The 18,758-nt window shown below is 43.1% G+C and carries 17 protein-coding genes; 13 read left to right on the top strand and 4 right to left on the bottom strand.

What is annotated here, in order from left to right:
- Positions 1-3: 3 nt before the first annotated feature.
- Positions 4-1,875, bottom strand: coding sequence for a signal peptide peptidase SppA (sppA, locus tag KS2013_RS05895; protein ID WP_228703630.1), 1,872 nt, complete (start codon positions 1,873-1,875; stop codon positions 4-6).
- Between the two features lie 227 nt (positions 1,876-2,102).
- Here sppA and KS2013_RS05890 point away from each other — a divergent pair, with 227 nt between their 5' ends.
- On the top strand, positions 2,103-4,127 hold the full coding sequence (locus KS2013_RS05890; protein WP_068991074.1) for an oxidoreductase: 2,025 nt from the start codon (positions 2,103-2,105) through the stop codon (positions 4,125-4,127).
- Between the two features lie 23 nt (positions 4,128-4,150).
- Positions 4,151-4,822, top strand: a complete 672-nt coding sequence (gene trhA, locus KS2013_RS05885; protein WP_228703629.1) for a PAQR family membrane homeostasis protein TrhA — start codon at positions 4,151-4,153, stop codon at positions 4,820-4,822.
- Positions 4,823-4,907: 85 nt separating this feature from the next.
- On the opposite strand, the gene KS2013_RS05880 is transcribed toward trhA, so the two are convergent.
- Positions 4,908-6,752, bottom strand: coding sequence for a M2 family metallopeptidase (locus tag KS2013_RS05880; RefSeq protein ID WP_068991070.1), 1,845 nt, complete (start codon positions 6,750-6,752; stop codon positions 4,908-4,910).
- 184 nt (positions 6,753-6,936) lie between these two features.
- Between KS2013_RS05880 and nagZ the strand changes: the two genes are divergently transcribed.
- Together nagZ and KS2013_RS05870 are read left to right on the top strand one after the other, a co-directional pair.
- Positions 6,937-7,953 (top strand): beta-N-acetylhexosaminidase, encoded by a 1,017-nt coding sequence (gene nagZ / locus KS2013_RS05875; RefSeq protein WP_407656670.1) that lies wholly within the window; start codon positions 6,937-6,939, stop codon positions 7,951-7,953.
- A 26-nt stretch (positions 7,954-7,979) separates the two neighbouring features.
- Positions 7,980-8,324 carry a DUF2288 domain-containing protein gene (locus tag KS2013_RS05870; protein ID WP_068991064.1) on the top strand — a complete coding sequence of 115 codons (345 nt, stop codon included), beginning with the start codon at positions 7,980-7,982 and terminating at the stop codon, positions 8,322-8,324.
- A gap of 62 nt (positions 8,325-8,386) precedes the next feature.
- On the opposite strand, the gene KS2013_RS05865 is transcribed toward KS2013_RS05870, so the two are convergent.
- Complete coding sequence (locus tag KS2013_RS05865) at positions 8,387-8,686, bottom strand: hypothetical protein (protein ID WP_068991061.1); 300 nt, start codon at positions 8,684-8,686, stop codon at positions 8,387-8,389.
- A gap of 134 nt (positions 8,687-8,820) precedes the next feature.
- On the opposite strand from KS2013_RS05865, the gene KS2013_RS05860 reads away from it, so the two are divergent.
- Positions 8,821-10,068 carry a lipoprotein-releasing ABC transporter permease subunit gene (locus KS2013_RS05860; protein WP_068991058.1) on the top strand — a complete coding sequence of 416 codons (1,248 nt, stop codon included), beginning with the start codon at positions 8,821-8,823 and terminating at the stop codon, positions 10,066-10,068.
- On the top strand, positions 10,061-10,753 hold the full coding sequence (gene lolD, locus KS2013_RS05855; RefSeq protein ID WP_068991055.1) for a lipoprotein-releasing ABC transporter ATP-binding protein LolD: 693 nt from the start codon (positions 10,061-10,063) through the stop codon (positions 10,751-10,753). Before KS2013_RS05860 ends, lolD begins: the two co-directional genes overlap by 8 nt.
- A 1-nt stretch (position 10,754) precedes the next feature.
- Here lolD and KS2013_RS05850 read toward each other — a convergent pair whose 3' ends face one another.
- Positions 10,755-11,360 (bottom strand): DUF2062 domain-containing protein, encoded by a 606-nt coding sequence (locus KS2013_RS05850; RefSeq protein ID WP_068991052.1) that lies wholly within the window; start codon positions 11,358-11,360, stop codon positions 10,755-10,757.
- Between the two features lie 74 nt (positions 11,361-11,434).
- Between KS2013_RS05850 and KS2013_RS05845 the strand changes: the two genes are divergently transcribed.
- From KS2013_RS05845 to kdsB, 7 genes are all read left to right on the top strand, one after another.
- A complete protein-coding gene (locus KS2013_RS05845) occupies positions 11,435-13,762 on the top strand; it encodes a DNA internalization-related competence protein ComEC/Rec2 (RefSeq protein ID WP_068991050.1) in 2,328 nt (775 codons plus the stop codon).
- Positions 13,763-13,940: 178 nt separating this feature from the next.
- The gene (locus KS2013_RS05840; RefSeq protein WP_068991049.1) at positions 13,941-14,621 is read left to right on the top strand and encodes a MotA/TolQ/ExbB proton channel family protein; all 681 of its coding nucleotides are present in this window, start codon (positions 13,941-13,943) and stop codon (positions 14,619-14,621) included.
- An 18-nt stretch (positions 14,622-14,639) separates the two neighbouring features.
- A complete protein-coding gene (locus tag KS2013_RS05835; protein WP_068994429.1) occupies positions 14,640-15,056 on the top strand; it encodes an ExbD/TolR family protein in 417 nt (138 codons plus the stop codon).
- Between the two features lie 19 nt (positions 15,057-15,075).
- Positions 15,076-16,824 (top strand): lipid A export permease/ATP-binding protein MsbA, encoded by a 1,749-nt coding sequence (gene msbA / locus KS2013_RS05830; protein ID WP_068991048.1) that lies wholly within the window; start codon positions 15,076-15,078, stop codon positions 16,822-16,824.
- A 3-nt stretch (positions 16,825-16,827) separates the two neighbouring features.
- Positions 16,828-17,787 carry a tetraacyldisaccharide 4'-kinase gene (lpxK, locus tag KS2013_RS05825; protein WP_068991043.1) on the top strand — a complete coding sequence of 320 codons (960 nt, stop codon included), beginning with the start codon at positions 16,828-16,830 and terminating at the stop codon, positions 17,785-17,787.
- Positions 17,788-17,799: 12 nt separating this feature from the next.
- Positions 17,800-17,988, top strand: a complete 189-nt coding sequence (locus tag KS2013_RS05820; RefSeq protein WP_068991041.1) for a Trm112 family protein — start codon at positions 17,800-17,802, stop codon at positions 17,986-17,988.
- Complete coding sequence (gene kdsB, locus KS2013_RS05815; protein ID WP_068991039.1) at positions 17,981-18,751, top strand: 3-deoxy-manno-octulosonate cytidylyltransferase; 771 nt, start codon at positions 17,981-17,983, stop codon at positions 18,749-18,751. Before KS2013_RS05820 ends, kdsB begins: the two co-directional genes overlap by 8 nt.
- Positions 18,752-18,758 lie beyond the last annotated feature (7 nt).

The following is an 18,758-nucleotide window of genomic DNA, read 5'->3' as shown; positions in this document are numbered from 1 at the left end:
TTATTATTTCACTTCACACATACAGTGCAGGTAAGCATGGTTCGGATCATTATAGTTTTGAATGAGTCTATAAATCTCTTTTACCTGACTATTTACTGCATGAAGAAGAGGGTTGGTTTTCGCTGATACAGATTCCAGGGCTGAGTAATCACCGGTGGCCTTAGCGTTGCTTAAAATATCGCGAATCATTTTTTCAGTTGGATCCAATTCACGTTTTATAAAGCGAACATCATAATCATCAATATTGGCTAACTTTGCTGCAGACTTAACTGCGTCATCCAGGTCACCCAGTTTATCTACCAGTCCAAGGCGATGAGCATCTTCACCAGACCAGACTCGACCTTGGGCTATGCTGTCTACTTCTTCCTTGGTCATATCACGACCTTCCGCGACTAAACTTAAGAAGTCATCGTATCCTTTCTCAATATTAGCCTGAATAACGGCTTTGAAGTCTTCGGAGATGCCAGACATGATGTCAAAAGAGCGAGACCATTTTGTTGTACCAACGCCATCTCTGTTGATGCCGATTTTATTTAAAGGCTCTTCAAACGTTGGAACCATACCAAAGATACCGATTGAGCCGGTAATTGTAGTTGGGTGAGCCCAGATTTCATCTGACGTAGCTGATATCCAGTATCCGCCCGAAGCAGCCATGCCGGCCATGGAAGTCACAACAATTTTTCCTTCTTTTTGAGCTCGTGCCAGTTCGCTTCGAATAACTTCTGAAGCAAAGGCACTGCCTCCCGGGCTGTCAACACGCATAACGATGGCTTTAACGGAATCATCCAGTCGAGCCTTACGAATTAAGCGAGCTGTGCTGTCACCTCCAATGATACCTTCCTTACGGTTACCATCCACAATTTCACCTTTTGCTACGATGACCGCAACCTTATCTTTACCACTTGGCATATCAATAAGAGGGCGACGAGCCTTCAGGTATTTTTTGTAGCCAATAGCCTGATAAGAGTCTTTTTTGTCATTGAGACCAACTTTATTGATCATATATTCGCGGAAGTCACCACGAGTCATTAGCTTATCGACAAAACCACTACTTAGAGCTGCCTGAGCACCATCACCATTGTGTTGCTGTATAATTGGCAGGTAGTTTTCGATAAAGCTATCGAACTCTTCGACGCTCATGTCACGAGAACCCGCAATGTCTGTTTTCATTGCTTTCCACAAATCACCCAACCATTCTATGTTGGCCTCTTTGGCGGCATCAGACATGTTGTCTCGGATAAATGGCTCAACTGCCGACTTAAAGGTTCCAACGCGGAAAACGTGAACATTAACACCCAGTTTATCAAGAGCGGACTTAAAGTAGGTTCCTGTTCTAGCCATACCATCGAACATCATGCTGCCCTGAGGATTCATGTATACCTCATCAGCTACAGAAGCTAGATAGTACTGACCCTGAGAATACCAGTCTGCTACTGCGATAACCTTCTTACCGGTAGTTTTGAAATCTTGGATTGCCTCACGTAAATCCTGATATTTGCTGATACCGCCGTAAGCTCCCATCAGCTTGTTGGTCTGAATAACCATAACACTGATGCTGTCATCCTTTTTGGCATACTCAATGGCATCCAGTAAATCATACATAGATGCTTCTAAATCATTTGCACCTTGTGCTCCAGCAATAACTTTCTCAATCGGATCTACATATTTTTCCTGCTCAACAAGTATACCGGTTGGGTTCAGTATTAGTGCAGAGCCATCGTTCACTTTTGGCAAGTCAGGACCGCTGACGCAGCTTCTAACAAATAATACAAATAAGGTAATAGCTATCAGGCCGATAAAAAGTCGTCCTGATACATCCACGGTTTTCCAGATCCGGTAAAAGAATCTACCGATTATCGAGTTTGGTTTTGACACGTCTTATTTTCCTTCTTTCTTCAATCTAATTTCAAATATGCGCCAATTTTAACCAAATTGCTTATTTTGTGACTAGTTATTAAATGTAACGAAATGATAACCTATTGTTTTATATTGCTTTTCTTTCGCTTAATTTGTTAGCTAATATTGACTCAAGCATTGCACAAGACTGGTTATACCAGTAGACTTATGGCTAAGACCAATAATTCTATTCGCAGAAGAAGACTATTGTGAAATACCCGAAATTATTAGAACCTCTTGACCTCGGTTTTACACAAATTAAAAACCGCGTCCTTATGGGCTCTATGCATACTGGACTTGAAGAAGAGAAAGGCGGCTTTGAAAAGATGGCCGAGTTTTATGCAACCCGTGCACGCGGGGGCGTCGGGCTGATGGTGACGGGTGGAATATCACCGAATTTTAGAGGCAGGCTTGCCCCTCATTCGTCGCAGCTGAGCAGTAGACGCCAGGTTCGAAAGCATCGAATAGTGACTGAAGCCGTTCATCAGGCGGGTGGAAAAATTGCTTTACAAATTTTGCATGCAGGCCGTTATGCTTACCACCCCCTGTCAGTATCGGCTTCTAAGATAAAAGCTCCGATCGCGCCATTTACTCCAAAAGCAATGTCAGAGCGGATGATCAAAAAAACCATCAAGCACTACGCTCGTTGTGCACGACTTGCAAAGGAAGCTGGTTATGATGGCGTTGAAATCATGGGGTCCGAAGGCTACCTGATTAATCAGTTCATTGTTAAAAGAACTAATAAAAGAACTGATAGTTGGGGCGGCGCATATGAAAACCGAATCCGTTTTCCACTGGAGATTATCAAGGCAGTAAAACAGGCGGTGGGTGAAAACTTTATCGTTATTTACAGACTTTCGATGATTGATTTAGTTGATGACGGTAGCACCTGGCCTGAAGTTGTTCAGCTCGCTAAGGAAGTTGAGAAGGCCGGTGCAACGATCATTAATACAGGTATTGGCTGGCATGAAGCAAGAGTGCCAACAATTCAAACTTCAGTACCGCGTAGGGCATTCACCTGGGTCACTAAGAAATTGCGTGATGAAGTTAATGTGCCACTTATTACTTCTAACCGCATTAATATGCCGGAAGTAGCAGAGCAAGTATTGGCTGATGATTGTGCTGATATGGTTTCTATGGCTCGACCACTACTAGCCGATGCAGACTTTGTTGTAAAGGCTGAGAAAGGTCAGAGTCAGATGATTAATACGTGTATTGCCTGTAATCAGGCCTGCCTGGATCATGTTTTTAAACAAAAGCGTGCAACCTGTCTGGTTAACCCAAGAGCTTGTTATGAAACTGAGCTGGTAGCACAGCCCTTAAAGTTTAAGAAAAAAATTGCTGTGGTCGGTTCCGGCCCGGCTGGCTTAGCATTTTCCACTGAAGCAGCCTATCGTGGCCATGAAGTTCATTTGTTTGATAAAAAAGATAATATTGGCGGGCAGCTCAATATTGCGAACCAAATTCCTGGTAAGGAAGAGTTCTACGAAACAATAAGGTATTTTAAAAACTTACTTGAAGAAACCGGTGTTAAGCTTCACTTGGGTACTGAAGCAACTGTGGAATCTCTGGCTGGAAATTATGATGAAGTAATTTTGGCCACGGGTGTAACGCCGCGTACTCCAAAAATTCCAGGTATAGACCATGACAAAGTATTGTCATATGTAGACGTTTTGCTTCACAAGAAACCAGTTGGCGAGAGTGTTGCTGTTATTGGAGCAGGGGGCATCGGTTTTGACCTGACCGAGTACCTGGTCTATGAAGAGTCTCCCACAGCGGACCTGGATGAATGGTTAAAAGAGTGGGGTATTGATCGCCTTTATTCAGATGACGGTGGTTTACTTGATGAGCCAGAAATTAGTCCTCCAGCGCGAAAAGTAACATTGTTACAGCGCAAAGAAACCAAAATGGGTAAGGGACTGGGTAAGACCACTGGCTGGATTCACAGGGCAAGCCTAAAGCACAAGCAAGTTAAAATGGTTAGTGGCGTGGAGTATAAAGAAATTAATGATGATGGCCTGGTCATTGAACACAAAGCATCAGGTAAAACGGAAACGCTGGCAGTTGATAATGTTATTATCTGTGCAGGACAGTTACCGAATAGAGATTTAGCTGAACAGCTTGAAAGCAAAGGTTGTTCAGTACATTTAATAGGTGGCGCAGATGTTGCCGCAGAACTTGATGCTAAGCGAGCAATCCGTCAAGGGACGGAATTAGCTCTTAGTATTTAGTAATTACAGTAATGGAGAGAACAATGACACAACCAAGAGCGCATCTTGATGTTGAGTTAACAGAACATACCTATAGCATTGGTGAAGAGATTGCCAATGCGTCCAGTCACGCTATTGGTGCTTTATTAAGCGTTGCAGCGATGACTATGATGATCATGACTGCAATAGACCCTCTGGATGGTTGGAAACTAGCAAGCGCAATTGTTTATGGTATTAGCCTGATCGTTCTATTCACGACTTCGACCCTTTACCATAGCTTCCAGCCTGAATCTGTAAAAAAGGTATTCCAAACCCTGGATCATTGTGCAATTTACTTTCTGATAGCCGGAACCTATACACCATTTACTCTTATCAGCCTTAACGGTTTTATGGGGTGGGTATTGTTCGGTGTAATATGGGGCTTGGCTCTGTTTGGAATAATATTTAAAACCAAGTATCAGTTGCGATTCCCTAAAGTATCTCTAATCACATACATTTTGATGGGGTGGGTTATAGTTATTGCTGCCCCTGAAATGTTAGATAATGTCGCTCCTGGAGCTTTGTGGCTACTACTTGCAGGGGGCTTATCCTACACACTGGGAACAATTTTCTATGCTGCAGACCGTAGAATTCCTTTCAATCACGCAATTTGGCATATGTTTGTTCTAGGTGGGGCTATCTGCCACTTCCTGAGTATATACCTTTTTGTATTTTAGTCTCTATCGTAAGCTTAGTATCATATTTTTATAGAAAAAAGGCGCCATATTGGCGCCTTAATTGTTTTCTAGCTGTTGAAATCAATTACCAGCCACAGTTACGACCTTTGTTTTGTTCATCCAACCATGTTTTCAGCGGGGCGTAGTACTCAAGTACCGCTGTTGCATCCATTTCACGGCTACCGGTCATAGCTTCAAGAGCGTCAGGCCAAGGACGTGAAGAGCCCATTTCTAGCATCTTGATTAGCTTCTCGCCGACTTCTTTATTGCCATAGAAAGAGCAACGGTGAAGTGGGCCTTCGTTGCCAGCCATCTCACACATTTCACGATAGAACTGGAACTGTAGAATGTGAGCCAGGAAGTAACGTGAGTAAGGTGTATTACCGGGAATATGGTATTTTGCACCTGGGTCAAAATGATCTTCGGTTCGAGCAACCGGAGCATCGATGCCCTGGTATTTTTGACGCAGTTCCCACCAGCCCTGGTTGTATTCTTCAGGTGATATCTCACCATTGAATACTTTCCAACGCCATTGATCGACCATTAAACCAAAAGGTAAGAATGCAACTTTGTCTAATGCTGAACGCATTAACAAAGCAATATCAGCGCTGGCATCTGGTTCTTCGTCGATAAGCCCGATTTGCTTCAGGTACTTTGGTGTGATTGAGAGGGCTACTGTATCGCCAATAGCTTCATGGAAGCCGTCGTTGGCACTGCCTTTATACAAGATTGGCTGATCTTTGTATGCACGCTGGTAGTAGTTGTGACCAAGTTCGTGGTGTACAGTCTGGAAGTCTTCGCCATTGATTTCAGTACACATCTTAATACGAATATCTTCTTCATTATCAATATCCCAGGCGCTGGCATGGCATTGGACATCGCGATCACGCGGTTTTACGAAAAGCGAACGCTCCCAGAAGGTTTGTGGTAATGGAGCGAAGCCAAGAGATGAGAAGAAGTTTTCGGCTGTTTTAACCATTTTCTTAACCGCGACTTCTTTCTCTTCATGACTGACTTCATCTTTATCAACGCCATAGTGTTCACGCAGAATTGGATCGATATCAATACCTTCACCGGCACTGTCAGGACCAGCGATATCGTAGATATTACCCCACTGTTGTGCCCACATATTACCGAGAAGATGAGCTGGGATAGGTTTGTCTGTTGAGACCACCTCATCACCATACTCTTCATTCAGCTCGGCTCTTACATGACAGTGCAGGGCAGTATAGAGAGGCTTTACCTGTCCCCATAAACGGTCCATTTCATTAGCAAAGCCATCAGCAGGCATATCGTACTTTGAACGCCACATAGTACCTGTGTCGGCATAGCCAAGCTCTTTAGAGCCTTCGTTGGCGATTTCTACCATCTGCTGGTAAAGAGGACGCATTTCCTTAGATATTTCACGCCAGCCAGTCCAGGCCTTCAGCTGCTCGTCAGCATCTCGAGATTCCCGTAATACCTGACTTAGTTCGCCCAGGCTACGGCCATCAGGGCTTTTGCCTTTCGCATAAATACTGTCTAACTTAGAGCTGATTTCTGCTAGTTGTTTTGTTTTTTTCGGGTCTGATGGAGCTGGTAATGTCAGGCCAAGCTTGATCATTTCGATTTTACGGTTAAGGTCGTAAGGAAGATCGAGGCCGTTAAACTTCTTGGCTTCATTAGCAAGCTCTACGCCAAGCTTTGTATACTCTTCACCAACCTGTGCGTTCAGCATCGTTGTATCGTGGGTTACAAAATTAGCGTTGACCCAGGCGATACGAGCTGCATATTCGGCAATATCGGTTAATCGCTTTTCAGCATCAGCAACAAAAGCAGCTGCGTCTTCAACAGTTACGTCTTTGCTGCCAGCAGCAGTAGAGATAACGGGATGGCCCAGCAGGGCGCTGGTCAGTATGGCAGCGCTGACGGCTCTTTTTAGAGTTATCATAAAAGTACCCTTTGTTAATTTATGGTCACATGTTTCATTTTCGCGAGTCATTATAGCGAGTTTAAGGGGCATGAGAAATCGAATGATCAGTCCAGTCTGTTAAAAAATGTTTCCTCCTTGGTGATTTTGTACCGAGTCAGGTATCATATCGGCTTTGTAGAAATTACAGGAAAATCCTATGGCGATTGGCCCCTTAATGCTTGATATAGAGGGTTTAGAAGTAAACTCAGCAGAACAAGACATGCTACAAAACCCATTGCTGGGAGGCATCATATTTTTTAGTAGAAACTATGCCAGTCCAAATCAGATAGCTGAGCTATCCCAGTCAGTTCGTGAAATTGCCAATCGAGATATTTTAATAGCTGTGGATCATGAGGGTGGACGGGTTCAACGCTTTCGTGAGGGTTTCACCCATGTACCGGCTATGGCAAGTATTCTTAAAAATGCAAAAAGCCTTGATACAGCTAAACGGGATGCTTACCGCTGGGGGAGCCTCATTGCGATTGAGGTCCAGGCCGTGGGTATTGACTTTAGTTTTGCACCGGTATTGGATTTAGGAAATGAGATCAGCCGTGTTATCGGTGACCGAGCCTTTTCTACTCAGGTTGATGAAGTGATTGCTTTAGGTAGAGAATTTATTAAAGGTATGAATGACTTCGGTATGGCTGCTACTGCAAAACACTTCCCTGGACATGGTTCAGTTGAAGCTGACTCTCATGTAGATATCCCAGTAGATGAACGTCCCCGGGAGCTTATAATCAGTCAGGATATGCGAGTATTCGCCGAACTTGCACAGAGTTATCAAGCTGTCATGCCCGCTCATGTTATTTATCCCAGTGTTGATTCTAAACCTGCAGGTTTTTCTGAGTTATGGCTGCAGGATATATTACGTGGCCAGCTGAACTTTGACGGTGTAATTTTTAGCGATGATCTCAGTATGAAAGGTGCTGAAGTAGTTGGAGGCTATTACGATAGGGCCAAAGCGGCGGTTGTAGCTGGCTGTGATATGGTCTTAGTGTGTAACCATCCAGTTGAGGGTAGAGCATTGCTCGACTCATTCGATTTTGAGCTGGATCCCAAAGCATCTAACCGTCTCAAGAAAATGAAAGGTCAGTCATTGAACTATTCGCTGACTAAGGTTCGTCAATCACCCGACTGGTTACAGCTTGAACATGATCTCGAGCTTGATAATCTTGTTTAAATGCAAACTATAAGTTATTGATTAATATGTCTAAAGAGAAAGATTCTAAACAAACAACTGATACTTTTACCCAATTAACACCGCGCGAAGAAATGGTTGCGAAGCTTAATGGTGAAACGGCGGTTGTAGCCTGGAAAGAGATTGAGCGGTTCTTTGCCAAAGGGAATATGTTGCTTATCGATCAGGAGCTTGATCTAATCAACGTAGCGGCAGATTTGTCTCTGGATAATGCAGAGGAAATAAAGCCTTTAATTGATTCAGAAAAAATCCAGCGGATGCCGATGGAGTTTGTAAAAGAAAACTGTAAACCGGAAACTGAGTTTTGGACGGTTGTGGTAGCGCCTTATATACTCTCACAATTAAAGAAGTAAATTGCAGTAACAGTAAAGAAGAAAAGCTCATAGTTAGTCCTATGAGCTTGATTTCAAAGTTATTAGCCTTTGTGTATCACTGAGTGAATAACACGATCATACTCAAAGTAAACGGTATAATCGTTATAAATCCATTTTGTGATAGGTGGCTCTCCGACCGGTCCCTCAACGCGGTTGGGACTACCAAAATTTTGCTCTACGTAAGACTTAGTCACACCAGCCTTAGGTACCTGGATATTCTTTTCCTGACCCTGTTGCGCAACTGGTACTTTCACTTCGTCGGCTTTAGCCGTATTAAGGCCAACCCCCGCACCGACAATCAGCGACATAGCGCAAACTGCTCCTGTTATTGTTTTCATCATGATGACTCCTCGGACATAATTTTCTCTAGAATATCAAAAAATTAGCGATATTTCCTAATAATTCTAACCGATAACTTGACTACAAATTGTGAACCATTCAATATGACGCCAACTTAATTGAATAGAAAGCTGCCATGAGGCTCCCTTTTTCTCTATTTGTCGGCCTTCGCTATACTCGTGCGAAACGTCGAGATCATTTTATATCTTTTATCTCGTTGATTTCCATGATCGGGATCGCGCTAGGTGTGATGGTACTCATCACAGTAATGTCTGTCATGAATGGTTTCGAGCGAGAGCTCAGAGATCGCATACTAGGTATGGCTCCGCATGTTCTTGTCAGCAATATCGGTGGACCCATTCAAGACTGGCAAAACCTTGAGCAGAGGGTGTTACAAAACCCTGGCGTTGTTGGTGCATCACCGTACATTCAGTCAGAAACTATGTTTCAACACCTTGGGCAAGATCATTTCGGTCTAATGCAGGGCGTTTTGCCTGAGAAAGTAGGCGAAGTAACTGTAGTGAAGGATAATATGCGTAATGGTTCCTTCGACTCTTTGAAGGAAGGTAGTTATAACGTCATTCTCGGTGCTTCTTTGGCAAGACGCTTATCAGCAAATGTGGGTGATAAGGTCACATTGATGTTTCTGAAGGAAAGTCGCATTACAATCGCTGGCATAAACCCGCGGGCAAAGCGCTTTACAGTCTCAGGTATCTTCGAGACAAAGTCTGAGGCGGACAAGGGACTGGCTTTCGTTCATTTGAATGACGCTGCAAAAATTCTTCGTATTCGCGACGGGGTGTCTGCACTCCAGCTGAAAACCCAAGATGTCATGAAAGTTCATGAAGTAACCGAATCTCTCAATCAGGCGCTTGATTATAATTACTTTGTTACTAACTGGACCCGTCAACATCAAACCCTGTTTAATGCGATAGAAATGGAGAAAAGGATAATGTTTATTCTACTGACCTTCATTATCGCTGTAGCAGCTTTCAATATTGTTACTTCACTCGTAATGTTAGTGAATGAGAAGCAGGCTGATATTGCTATTCTAAGAACTCTGGGTGCCAGTCCGGGTTCTATCTTACGTATCTTCATGACCAGCGGTATTATCAACGGTATTATTGGTACTGGTGCAGGGGTTATCCTTGGTGTTCTTCTGGCCTTAAACTTGCCGGGAATTGTCAATTGGCTGGAAGTAACATTCAATATGAGTGTTTTCCCTAAAGATGTTTATTTCATCAATTTCTTACCAACAGAGCTTTTACCGGATGATGTCATTAAAATTGCATCTGCCGCTTTCGGCATCAGTGTGTTAGCAACGCTATACCCATCATGGAAAGCGTCCAGAACTCAACCTGCGGAGGCGCTTCGTTATGAGTAATGGTGAAAGCATGATTAAAATTGAAAACCTTAGCCGTACTTATACTGATGGGGCAAATAAGGTTCAGGTGTTAACGGAGCTTAACCTTAACGTCGACAGGGGTGAGCAACTAGCTATAGTGGGCTCGTCCGGTTCAGGCAAAAGTACGTTATTGCACTTGATAGGTGGCCTGGATAAACCAACTGCGGGTAACGTCATCGTTCAAGGTACCGATATTCATAAATTATCAGCAAAAGCCCAAGGTGATTTTAGAAACAAACATATTGGGTTTGTTTATCAGTTCCACCATCTTCTACCAGAGTTCGAAGCTCAGGATAACGTTGCCATGCCTTTAATAATAAGGGGTATGAAGAGGTCTGATGCTCAGAAAAGGGCAAATGCACTGATTGATAAAGTCGGATTGAGCCATCGAAAAACTCACAAGCCATCTGAGCTTTCAGGCGGTGAAAGACAACGAATAGCTTTTGCACGTGCACTTGTAACTGAACCGGATTGCGTTCTTGCCGATGAACCTACCGGTAACCTTGACCATGCAACAGCAACTCACGTATACGAGCTTATGTGTGAGCTTAATCGTGAAATGGGCACAACCTTCATCACGGTTACTCATGATTTAGAACTCGCAGGTAAAATGCAGCGTCAGCTCCATCTGGAAGATGGTGTTCTGTCAGCTCTGGAGTTATAGGTTATTTGTCTTGATGACGACGATCTGAATCTTTTTCATTGGTATTGTCGTCATCTTTGCTGTCATCCAGATGCAGTGTGTGCTTGATCTTTTCAGCCCATCGCTTTTGACGAGCTTTCCAGGCCATGACCACATGATAGCGCCAGGATAGGCTAATAGTGTAATAACCTAATAAAGAAAGAATAGATGCACAGATGAAGCATCCAAGAAGGAATGGTTGCCAGATATGTACTAATTCATTGCTTAACCATTCAAAGCTTAATTCAAATTCGAACTCACTGGGTGGCCATGACAGGACCCAGGCTCCCACCAGATAAGCAAAGTAGAACATTGGCGGAATTGTCAAAGGGTTGGTAATCCAGCACAAAAGTATTGAAAGTGGAAGATTTACTCTAAAAAGTATTGCTAATCCCGCAGCCAGAACCATTTGAAAAGGAATTGGCATAAAACACATAAAGAGCCCAACCGCAAAAGCCCCTGAGGCACTATAACGGTTTAAATGCCACAGGCCAGGATCATGAATCAACTTACCGAAAATTTTTAGAAAGCGATTTTCAGTAATCTTTTTGTGATCTGGCGTAATTTTTTTCAGTATCTTACGTGGCATAATGCTCCACAATTAAACTTTTCACTATCTATCGTACAACACTTTGTTAATGCTTGGATAAGGATTATCCCTAAATGTTCAAATGGATTTTCGGCTTACTGCTGGGATGCTGCAGTATATTTGTTTTACCAACTTTTCCATCGACCATTATTTTGGTCATATGTTTTCTGCTTGCGCTTAGTCTTCTCTTATTTGGCAACCTATCACAAAAGGTTGTTGTAAAAGAACTGGCAGTCTTTATTAGTGGCTTAGCTTTAGGCTTTTGCTGGGTATCTCTGAGTGCTGTAATACAAAAAGATAATCAAGTTAAACCACCACATAACCAAAGCGCGCACATTATAGAAGCTGAGATAGATACATTGCCAGTGATTTATCCAGAATATTGCAGGTTCAAAGTAAGGGTGTTGGAGGCCGCCAAAAAGTCAATCAGTGGGAAGGCCTTTTTATTAAAAGATTATGCCCAGACCTGCCCTTATCAACTGGGCGAAAAATGGGAGCTGAAGGTTAAACTTAAACCCATCTATGGACCAGTTAATGAGGCTGGCTTTGATTATGAGTTTTATATGTTTCAGTCAGGTATTGATGGGAAGGGATATATAAAGTCTCGTCAATTAATAGACCATGCGGCGCCTTTCAGTATTTCTACAGTCAGGCAGGAACTGTACAACCAGCTGAACCAGTTTGAACAAGCTGGTGTATTACAGGCTTTAATTTTAGGGGAGAAAGGAAAGATGTCTTCTTCCCAACGGGAGTTGCTTCGTGAATTTGGCTTAAGTCATCTGGTGGCCATATCCGGACTTCATATATCCATTATCGCGGGAGTCAGCTTTTGGCTCCTGTTTAAATTAACTGGTTTACTGAACTTGTTATGCTCAAGACCGCTATTATCCCCATTAACATTTGCCCTGGTTGGAAGTTGTGTCGTTGCGCTTCTATACAGTGCGTTAGCTGATTTCTCAATACCCACATTAAGGGCTTTAATAATGTGGTGCTCAGTAGTTATATCCCGTTTACTTATGAGAGAAGCTGCATTTCTGCTGGGGCTAAAGATGGCACTACTGATCATTATAGTAGGGGACCCACTCTCTGTTTTATCTGCTGGTTTCTGGATGAGTTTTCTAGCAGTTACTGTAATTAGCTTGTTACTGTTTGGAAGGATAGGGCATGACAGTAGCGCTGTGGGTAAGTTAAAGACATTAGTTCATTTGCAAATTGCAATAACCCTGATACTGATGATACCAAGCTTATTATTATTTCAGGAAGCAAGCGGTCTCGGTTTATTGGCCAATTTAATCATGATCCCAGTGTTTAGCCTTGTTATTTTACCCCTAATCCTTTTAGCGGTTTTGGTCATGGTCCTGTTTAATGGCCAGTGGTTAATGTTTTACCTGAGTCAATCCATAGATTATTTTTTCTCTTCTCTCGCTGACTTAAGTCCTTATTTGCAATGGTCTCAAATAAGTATATCCATACAGCCATGGTTACTGATTACTCTATTAATATTAGCTTTAGCAAGTTGTTTTCCTATGGGCAAGCTAAGAGCTCCTTTGGTATCAATGATGGCTGTATTGCTGTTACCAAGTGTTTTCGCCAGTAACTTCGACAGTTCCAAGGCAGAACTTATCGTTTATGATGTCGGTCATGGTCTAGCGGTGTTACTTACAGATGGTGAGCGTCACATACTTTATGATACTGGGTATGGCAATGAAAACTTTTCGGCTTTTGAAAGCTATGTTTATCCAAGTTTGCAAAAGAGAGGGGTGGAGCAGCTGGATGTTTTAATTTTAAGTCATAGGGATAATGACCATTCTGGCGGTGCAGGTGAAATTTTAACTACTTTACCCGTGGATAAGGTCTACGCCGGTTCATGGTTTCAGGAAAAAGGGAGTATCCCCGGCTATGAGCCTTGTCGTTCCGGAATTAAGACAAAAGTTGGTCGTTTCAATCTTGAATTCATCCATCCACAGGGAAGTACCCCCGGCAGAAATAATGACTCTTGCGTTTTGAAAGTTTCCAGCACTACAGTTAACAATGACAGAGTCTCTATACTTTTGACCGGTGACATTGAAAAAAGCACTGAATATCGGTTGGCAGAGCTATTCGGACAAGAGTTGAATGCAGATATTCTGATTGCCCCTCATCACGGAAGCAAGAGTTCCTCAAGTTACCCTTTGATAAAAATGGTTAACCCCAAAATGGTCATATTTCCTACTGAGAGGTACAGTCGCTACCGCCTACCCAATGCCACTGTTCTTAAGCGTTATCAATTATTTGAGCCTGAACTTCTAGACACTGGCTGTCTGGGCCAGCTTCTCATAAATCTGAACACACTGGATTACCGCTTTCTACGACAGGAGAGTAAGCTGTGGAGGGAGGCCCCATGCTCTTTAACCGAGAATTAATAAAAAACAATAAAGCGGTGGACTCGTTCACAGTTGATGCCAATAAGTTCTTGCTCTTATCCACCGGCTGCTGCACAATAAATTGTTAAAACAAACAATAAATGACTAATATTTAAACAGTTTTTAAGCGTTTTGGCGCATAAGTAAAAAATTTAAACGCATTGAGGTAATGGGGATAATGGTAATTTCTGTAACATCGATTTCTTCTGCACTGGTAGCAACATCGACTGGCACACTATTTGATTTATTGAAGGCCGGTGGCTGGACAATGCTTCCCATCGCCATATGCTCACTTGTTGCTGTCGGTATTATTGTAGAGCGTTTTTGGGCGCTAAAAAGAGAGCGCATTCTGCCTAAGCACTTGGTAGCACAGGTATGGACCTGGATTAAACAGGGGCAGTTTGATAAAGAAAAAATGCGAGAGCTGAAAGCCAGCTCCGAGCTGGGCGAAGTGCTAACCGCTGGTCTGCTTAATCACCAGTATGGACGAGAGGCGATGAAAGCCAGTATCGATGAAGCGGGCAGGGCTGTTGTCGTAAGGTTAGAGCGCTATTTGAATATGCTGGGCTCAATTGCACTTGTTGCTCCCCTCCTTGGATTACTTGGAACCGTAATCGGTATGATTAAGGTTTTTACTGTGATGCGAATAGAAGGAGTAGGTAACGCTAATGCATTGGCCGGAGGCATCTCAGAAGCTCTGGTTACTACGGCTGCCGGTATGGCCGTTGCAATTCCAACTCTTGTTATGCACCGTCTATTCATTCGCCGTGTAGAAGAGCTGGTGGCGGATATGGAGCAAGAAGCTTTAAAGATGGTCGAAGTGCTTCATGGTGAGCGCGAAATTTTCACCTCTAACTAATTGCGACGTAAAGTAGTTATGTGGTTAAAAAAGAAAAAAGAAGATATTCAGATCAATCTAACACCATTAATTGATGTGGTGTTCCTATTATTGATCTTTTTTATGGTGTCCACCAGCTTCAAAAAAGAAACAAAGGTTAGCTTAGAGCTCCCTGAGGCGAGCGGTGAAATGATGGACTCAAAGCCCAACACCATTGAAGTTCGAATTACCAAGGCAGGTGAGATTTATATAGATGGAAAGGGGCTAGTAAATCGCAAGGTTGAAACGATTAAAGCAGCCATAAAAGAATCGTCCACAGATACTAAAACACCTGTTATAATCAGCGCAGATGCACAAGCTCCATACCAATCCGTAATCACGGTTATGGATGCGGCAGGGCAAGCAGGTTTTAATAACCTGACTTTACCCACGCAGAAGCCTCAACCTGAAAAATAACTAGTGTTTTAAATCATTAATGTCAGATCAAAAAGAAGAAAGTAACACAGCCATTTACAAACGGCTATTAGGGTATACCAAGCGTTATAAGTGGGTATTCCTAATGGGGGTATTGGCCAATATTGGTTTCGCTTTAATCGAAACAACGTTTGTTAATGCCATCCAGTACCTTATTGATGATGGTATCAAAGAAGGTGATCGATACTTTCTATTAGTCCAGACTCCGATATTTATTTTAGGAGCGATATTTCTTCGTGGAATTTGTAATTTTGTTTCAACCTACTGCATGGGCTGGGTTGGGCGAAAAGTAGTACAGGACTTCAGGCAGAGTTTGTACGAAAAGTATATCAGGCAGCCAGCAAAGTTCTTTTCAGAACGGGCTCCGGGTAATCTCCTCTCTACCATGACATTCAACACTGAACAGGTAGCCATTGCCAGCTCTGATGCAATTACCCTTGCATTAAGAACCGGTGGCACCATTGTGTTTGTCTTGATCTATCTGACCTTAATCAGTTGGCGACTGACTTTATTTTTATTTGTCGTTGTTCCAGTTATTGCATGGATAATTAACGTAAGTGCAAAGCGTCTGAAAAAAGTCAGCGGCAATATTCAGAATGTTGTTGGTGATGTAACAAAAACGGCAGAAGAAACCATCAAGGGTAATCAAGTTATAAAAATATTTGGTGGCGCCAAGCGAGAGATAGAAAATTTTAATAAAAAAGCTAATCGTAATCGCCAACAGGATATGAAGCTAATTGCAACGAAAGGTATCGCCTCTCCAGTGATTCAGATTGTTGCTGGTGTCGGCTTCGCTGCAATTATGTATTTCGGAAGCCTGGAGCTCCTGGAAGGCCGTATGTCAGGAGGTGAGCTGGTCACATTTATCACCATGATGGGTATAATGCTGAAGCCAATGCGTGATATTAGTAGCGTCAACACTCATCTGCAAAGGGGTATTGCTGGAGCCCAGAGTGTCTTTGAAATACTCGATTTGCCTGACGAGCCCGATGAGGGCACTAAAACATTAGAACGAGCAAAAGGAAAGCTATCGTTTGAGAACGTTAGCTTCGCTTACGAGTCCGATAAAGCTATTCTCAGGGAGGTTAGCTTCATTGCCGAACCAGGTCAAAGTATAGCGCTGGTTGGCCGCTCCGGAAGCGGCAAGAGTACCATAGCCAGTTTGATCCAACGCTTATACAATCCTGAGTCGGGTCAAATTAAAGTTGATGATATTCCAATAGAAGAATTAACGCTTTCATCTCTCAGACAGCAAATTGCAACGGTCTCGCAGAATGTCGTATTGTTTAATAACACCATTCGCCACAATATAGCTTATGGTCGACTGGACGACGCAACCGATGAAGAAATCATAAAGGCAGCTAAAAATGCTTATGCCTGGGAGTTTATTGAACAACTTCCTCAGCAACTTGATACGCAGGTGGGTGATAACGGCTTTATGTTGTCCGGAGGACAAAGACAGCGTGTGGCCATCGCCAGAGCGATGCTAAAAGATGCGCCGATTTTGATCCTCGATGAGGCTACATCTGCCTTAGATACTGAATCCGAACGGCATATTCAAAAAGCCTTAGAAGCTTTAATGGTTGGCCGAACAACCATCGTTGTGGCTCACCGATTATCCACTATTGAAAATGCTGATAAAATTCTAGTCGTTAAAGAAGGACGTATCGTTGAGTCGGGTTCGCATGATGAACTAATGGCCCAAAACGGTGAGTACACTCGATTACAACAAATGCAGTTCAGTGAGTGACCAATGGCGGTTTCCGCGAGTCAACAATTCTTTGAGCGTCTTTGGTATAAGCCTACTGCTTGGTGGCTATGGTTGTTTCTACCGTTACAACTCTTCCTTAGGGTTATCGTTTGGCTGAGACAAACTTTTTACAAAGTCGGTTGGTTCAAATCGACTCGGATTTCGCGTCCTGTTGTGGTAGTGGGCAACATAAATGTTGGCGGGACGGGGAAAACCCCGCTGTCTATATATTTAATCGAATGGTTAGCAGGTGAAGGGTATAAGCCTGGTCTGGTTACTCGCGGCTATGGTGGCTCCAGCTCTGATTATCCTCTGCTTGTATCGAATGAGCTTCAACCCCGACAATGCGGTGATGAACCTTACCTTATCTACCATCGAACCAAAGCAACAGTCGTGGTTGACCCCATCCGTAGCAGAGGTGCAGCTAAACTGGTCGAGTTAGGATGCGATATCATTCTTTGCGACGACGGTTTACAGCACTATTCCTTACAGCGAGATCTAGAAATTGCAGTCATTGATAGCAGTAGAAGGCTGGGTAATGGCTGGTTAATGCCGATGGGGCCGTTGCGCGAACCACCGTCTCGTCTACGAAACGTAGATATCACCATCGTTAATGGCAAAGATATGGGCTTAAAGCCGCAGCCTATAAAGTCACTTGCAAATTCAAGTACTGATATCGGCCAGCACATAGATGCAGTGGCAGCGATTGGAAACCCTGGAAGATTTTTTGATACGCTTATCAGCGAAGGTTACAAGGTAAACGCCCATGCTTTCCCTGATCATCACAAATTTGAAGCATCAGACTTTGACGGACTGAAAGGTCCTATCATCATGACAGAGAAGGATGCGGTCAAGTGCTATACATTTGCTGATGAGAGAATGTATTATTTACCTGTAAATACTGTTTTAACTGAAGATTGCGAGAAGCTTGTTAAGAGTAAGATATTACAGTTGTTGCAATAAACGAGACTATTTATGAATCATAAATTGATAGATGTTTTAGTTTGTCCGCTATGCAAAGGCGAACTTTTGTTTAACAAAGACGAGCAGGAATTAATTTGTCGCTTCGACAAGCTGGCTTACCCAGTTCGTGACGATATACCTGTCATGCTTGAGGGAGAGGCTCGAAAGGTATCCGCTGAGGAGCTGGATAAGTATGCCTAAGACAGGGTTTATTGTCGTTATACCGGCACGTTACGCTTCCACCAGGCTTCCTGGAAAGCCGCTCTCCATTATTGGCGATAAGCCGATGGTTCAGCATGTGTATGAAAGAGCTTTATTATCGGGTGCCGATAAAGTCATTGTAGCTACTGATGATAAGAGAATTGAGGATGCTGTTATTTCCTTTGGTGGTTATGTCTGTATGACGCGTGATGATCATTTATCTGGTAGTGATCGACTTGCTGAGGTCTGTAAAATCGAAGGGCTGGGTGACGATGAAATTGTGGTCAATGTGCAAGGTGACGAGCCTTTCATTTCCCCAGAAAACATCAGCCAGGTAGCCGAAAACTTAAGTCATCACACTGATTGTGTAATGTCGACACTTAGTACACCCGTTACCGATGAAGGCGATATATTTAACTCTAATATAGTTAAGGTTGTAGCAGCAAATAGTGGCAAGGCTCTATACTTTTCAAGGGCGGCAATACCATGGCAGAGAGGGAGTTTTGAAAACCATAAGGTGGCGTCTTTGCAGAGCTGCGAAAGACATATTGGCATCTACGCCTACAGAGCTGGTTTTCTAAAGCAATACGTAGAGATGCAACCAGCGGATATAGAGCGTCTAGAGTCGTTAGAGCAACTTCGGGTGCTTGCTAATGGCTACCATATTCATGTTGAGACAGCACAAGAGGTGCCAGGACTTGGTGTTGATACAGAGGAAGACTTGAGCGCAGCGAATAGTTATTATCGAAAACATCAGCTATGAGGAATAA

Source organism: Kangiella sediminilitoris, from assembly GCF_001708405.1.
Classification (GTDB): Bacteria; Pseudomonadota; Gammaproteobacteria; order Enterobacterales; family Kangiellaceae; genus Kangiella; species Kangiella sediminilitoris.
This window is presented reverse-complemented; position numbering and strand designations above follow the sequence as displayed.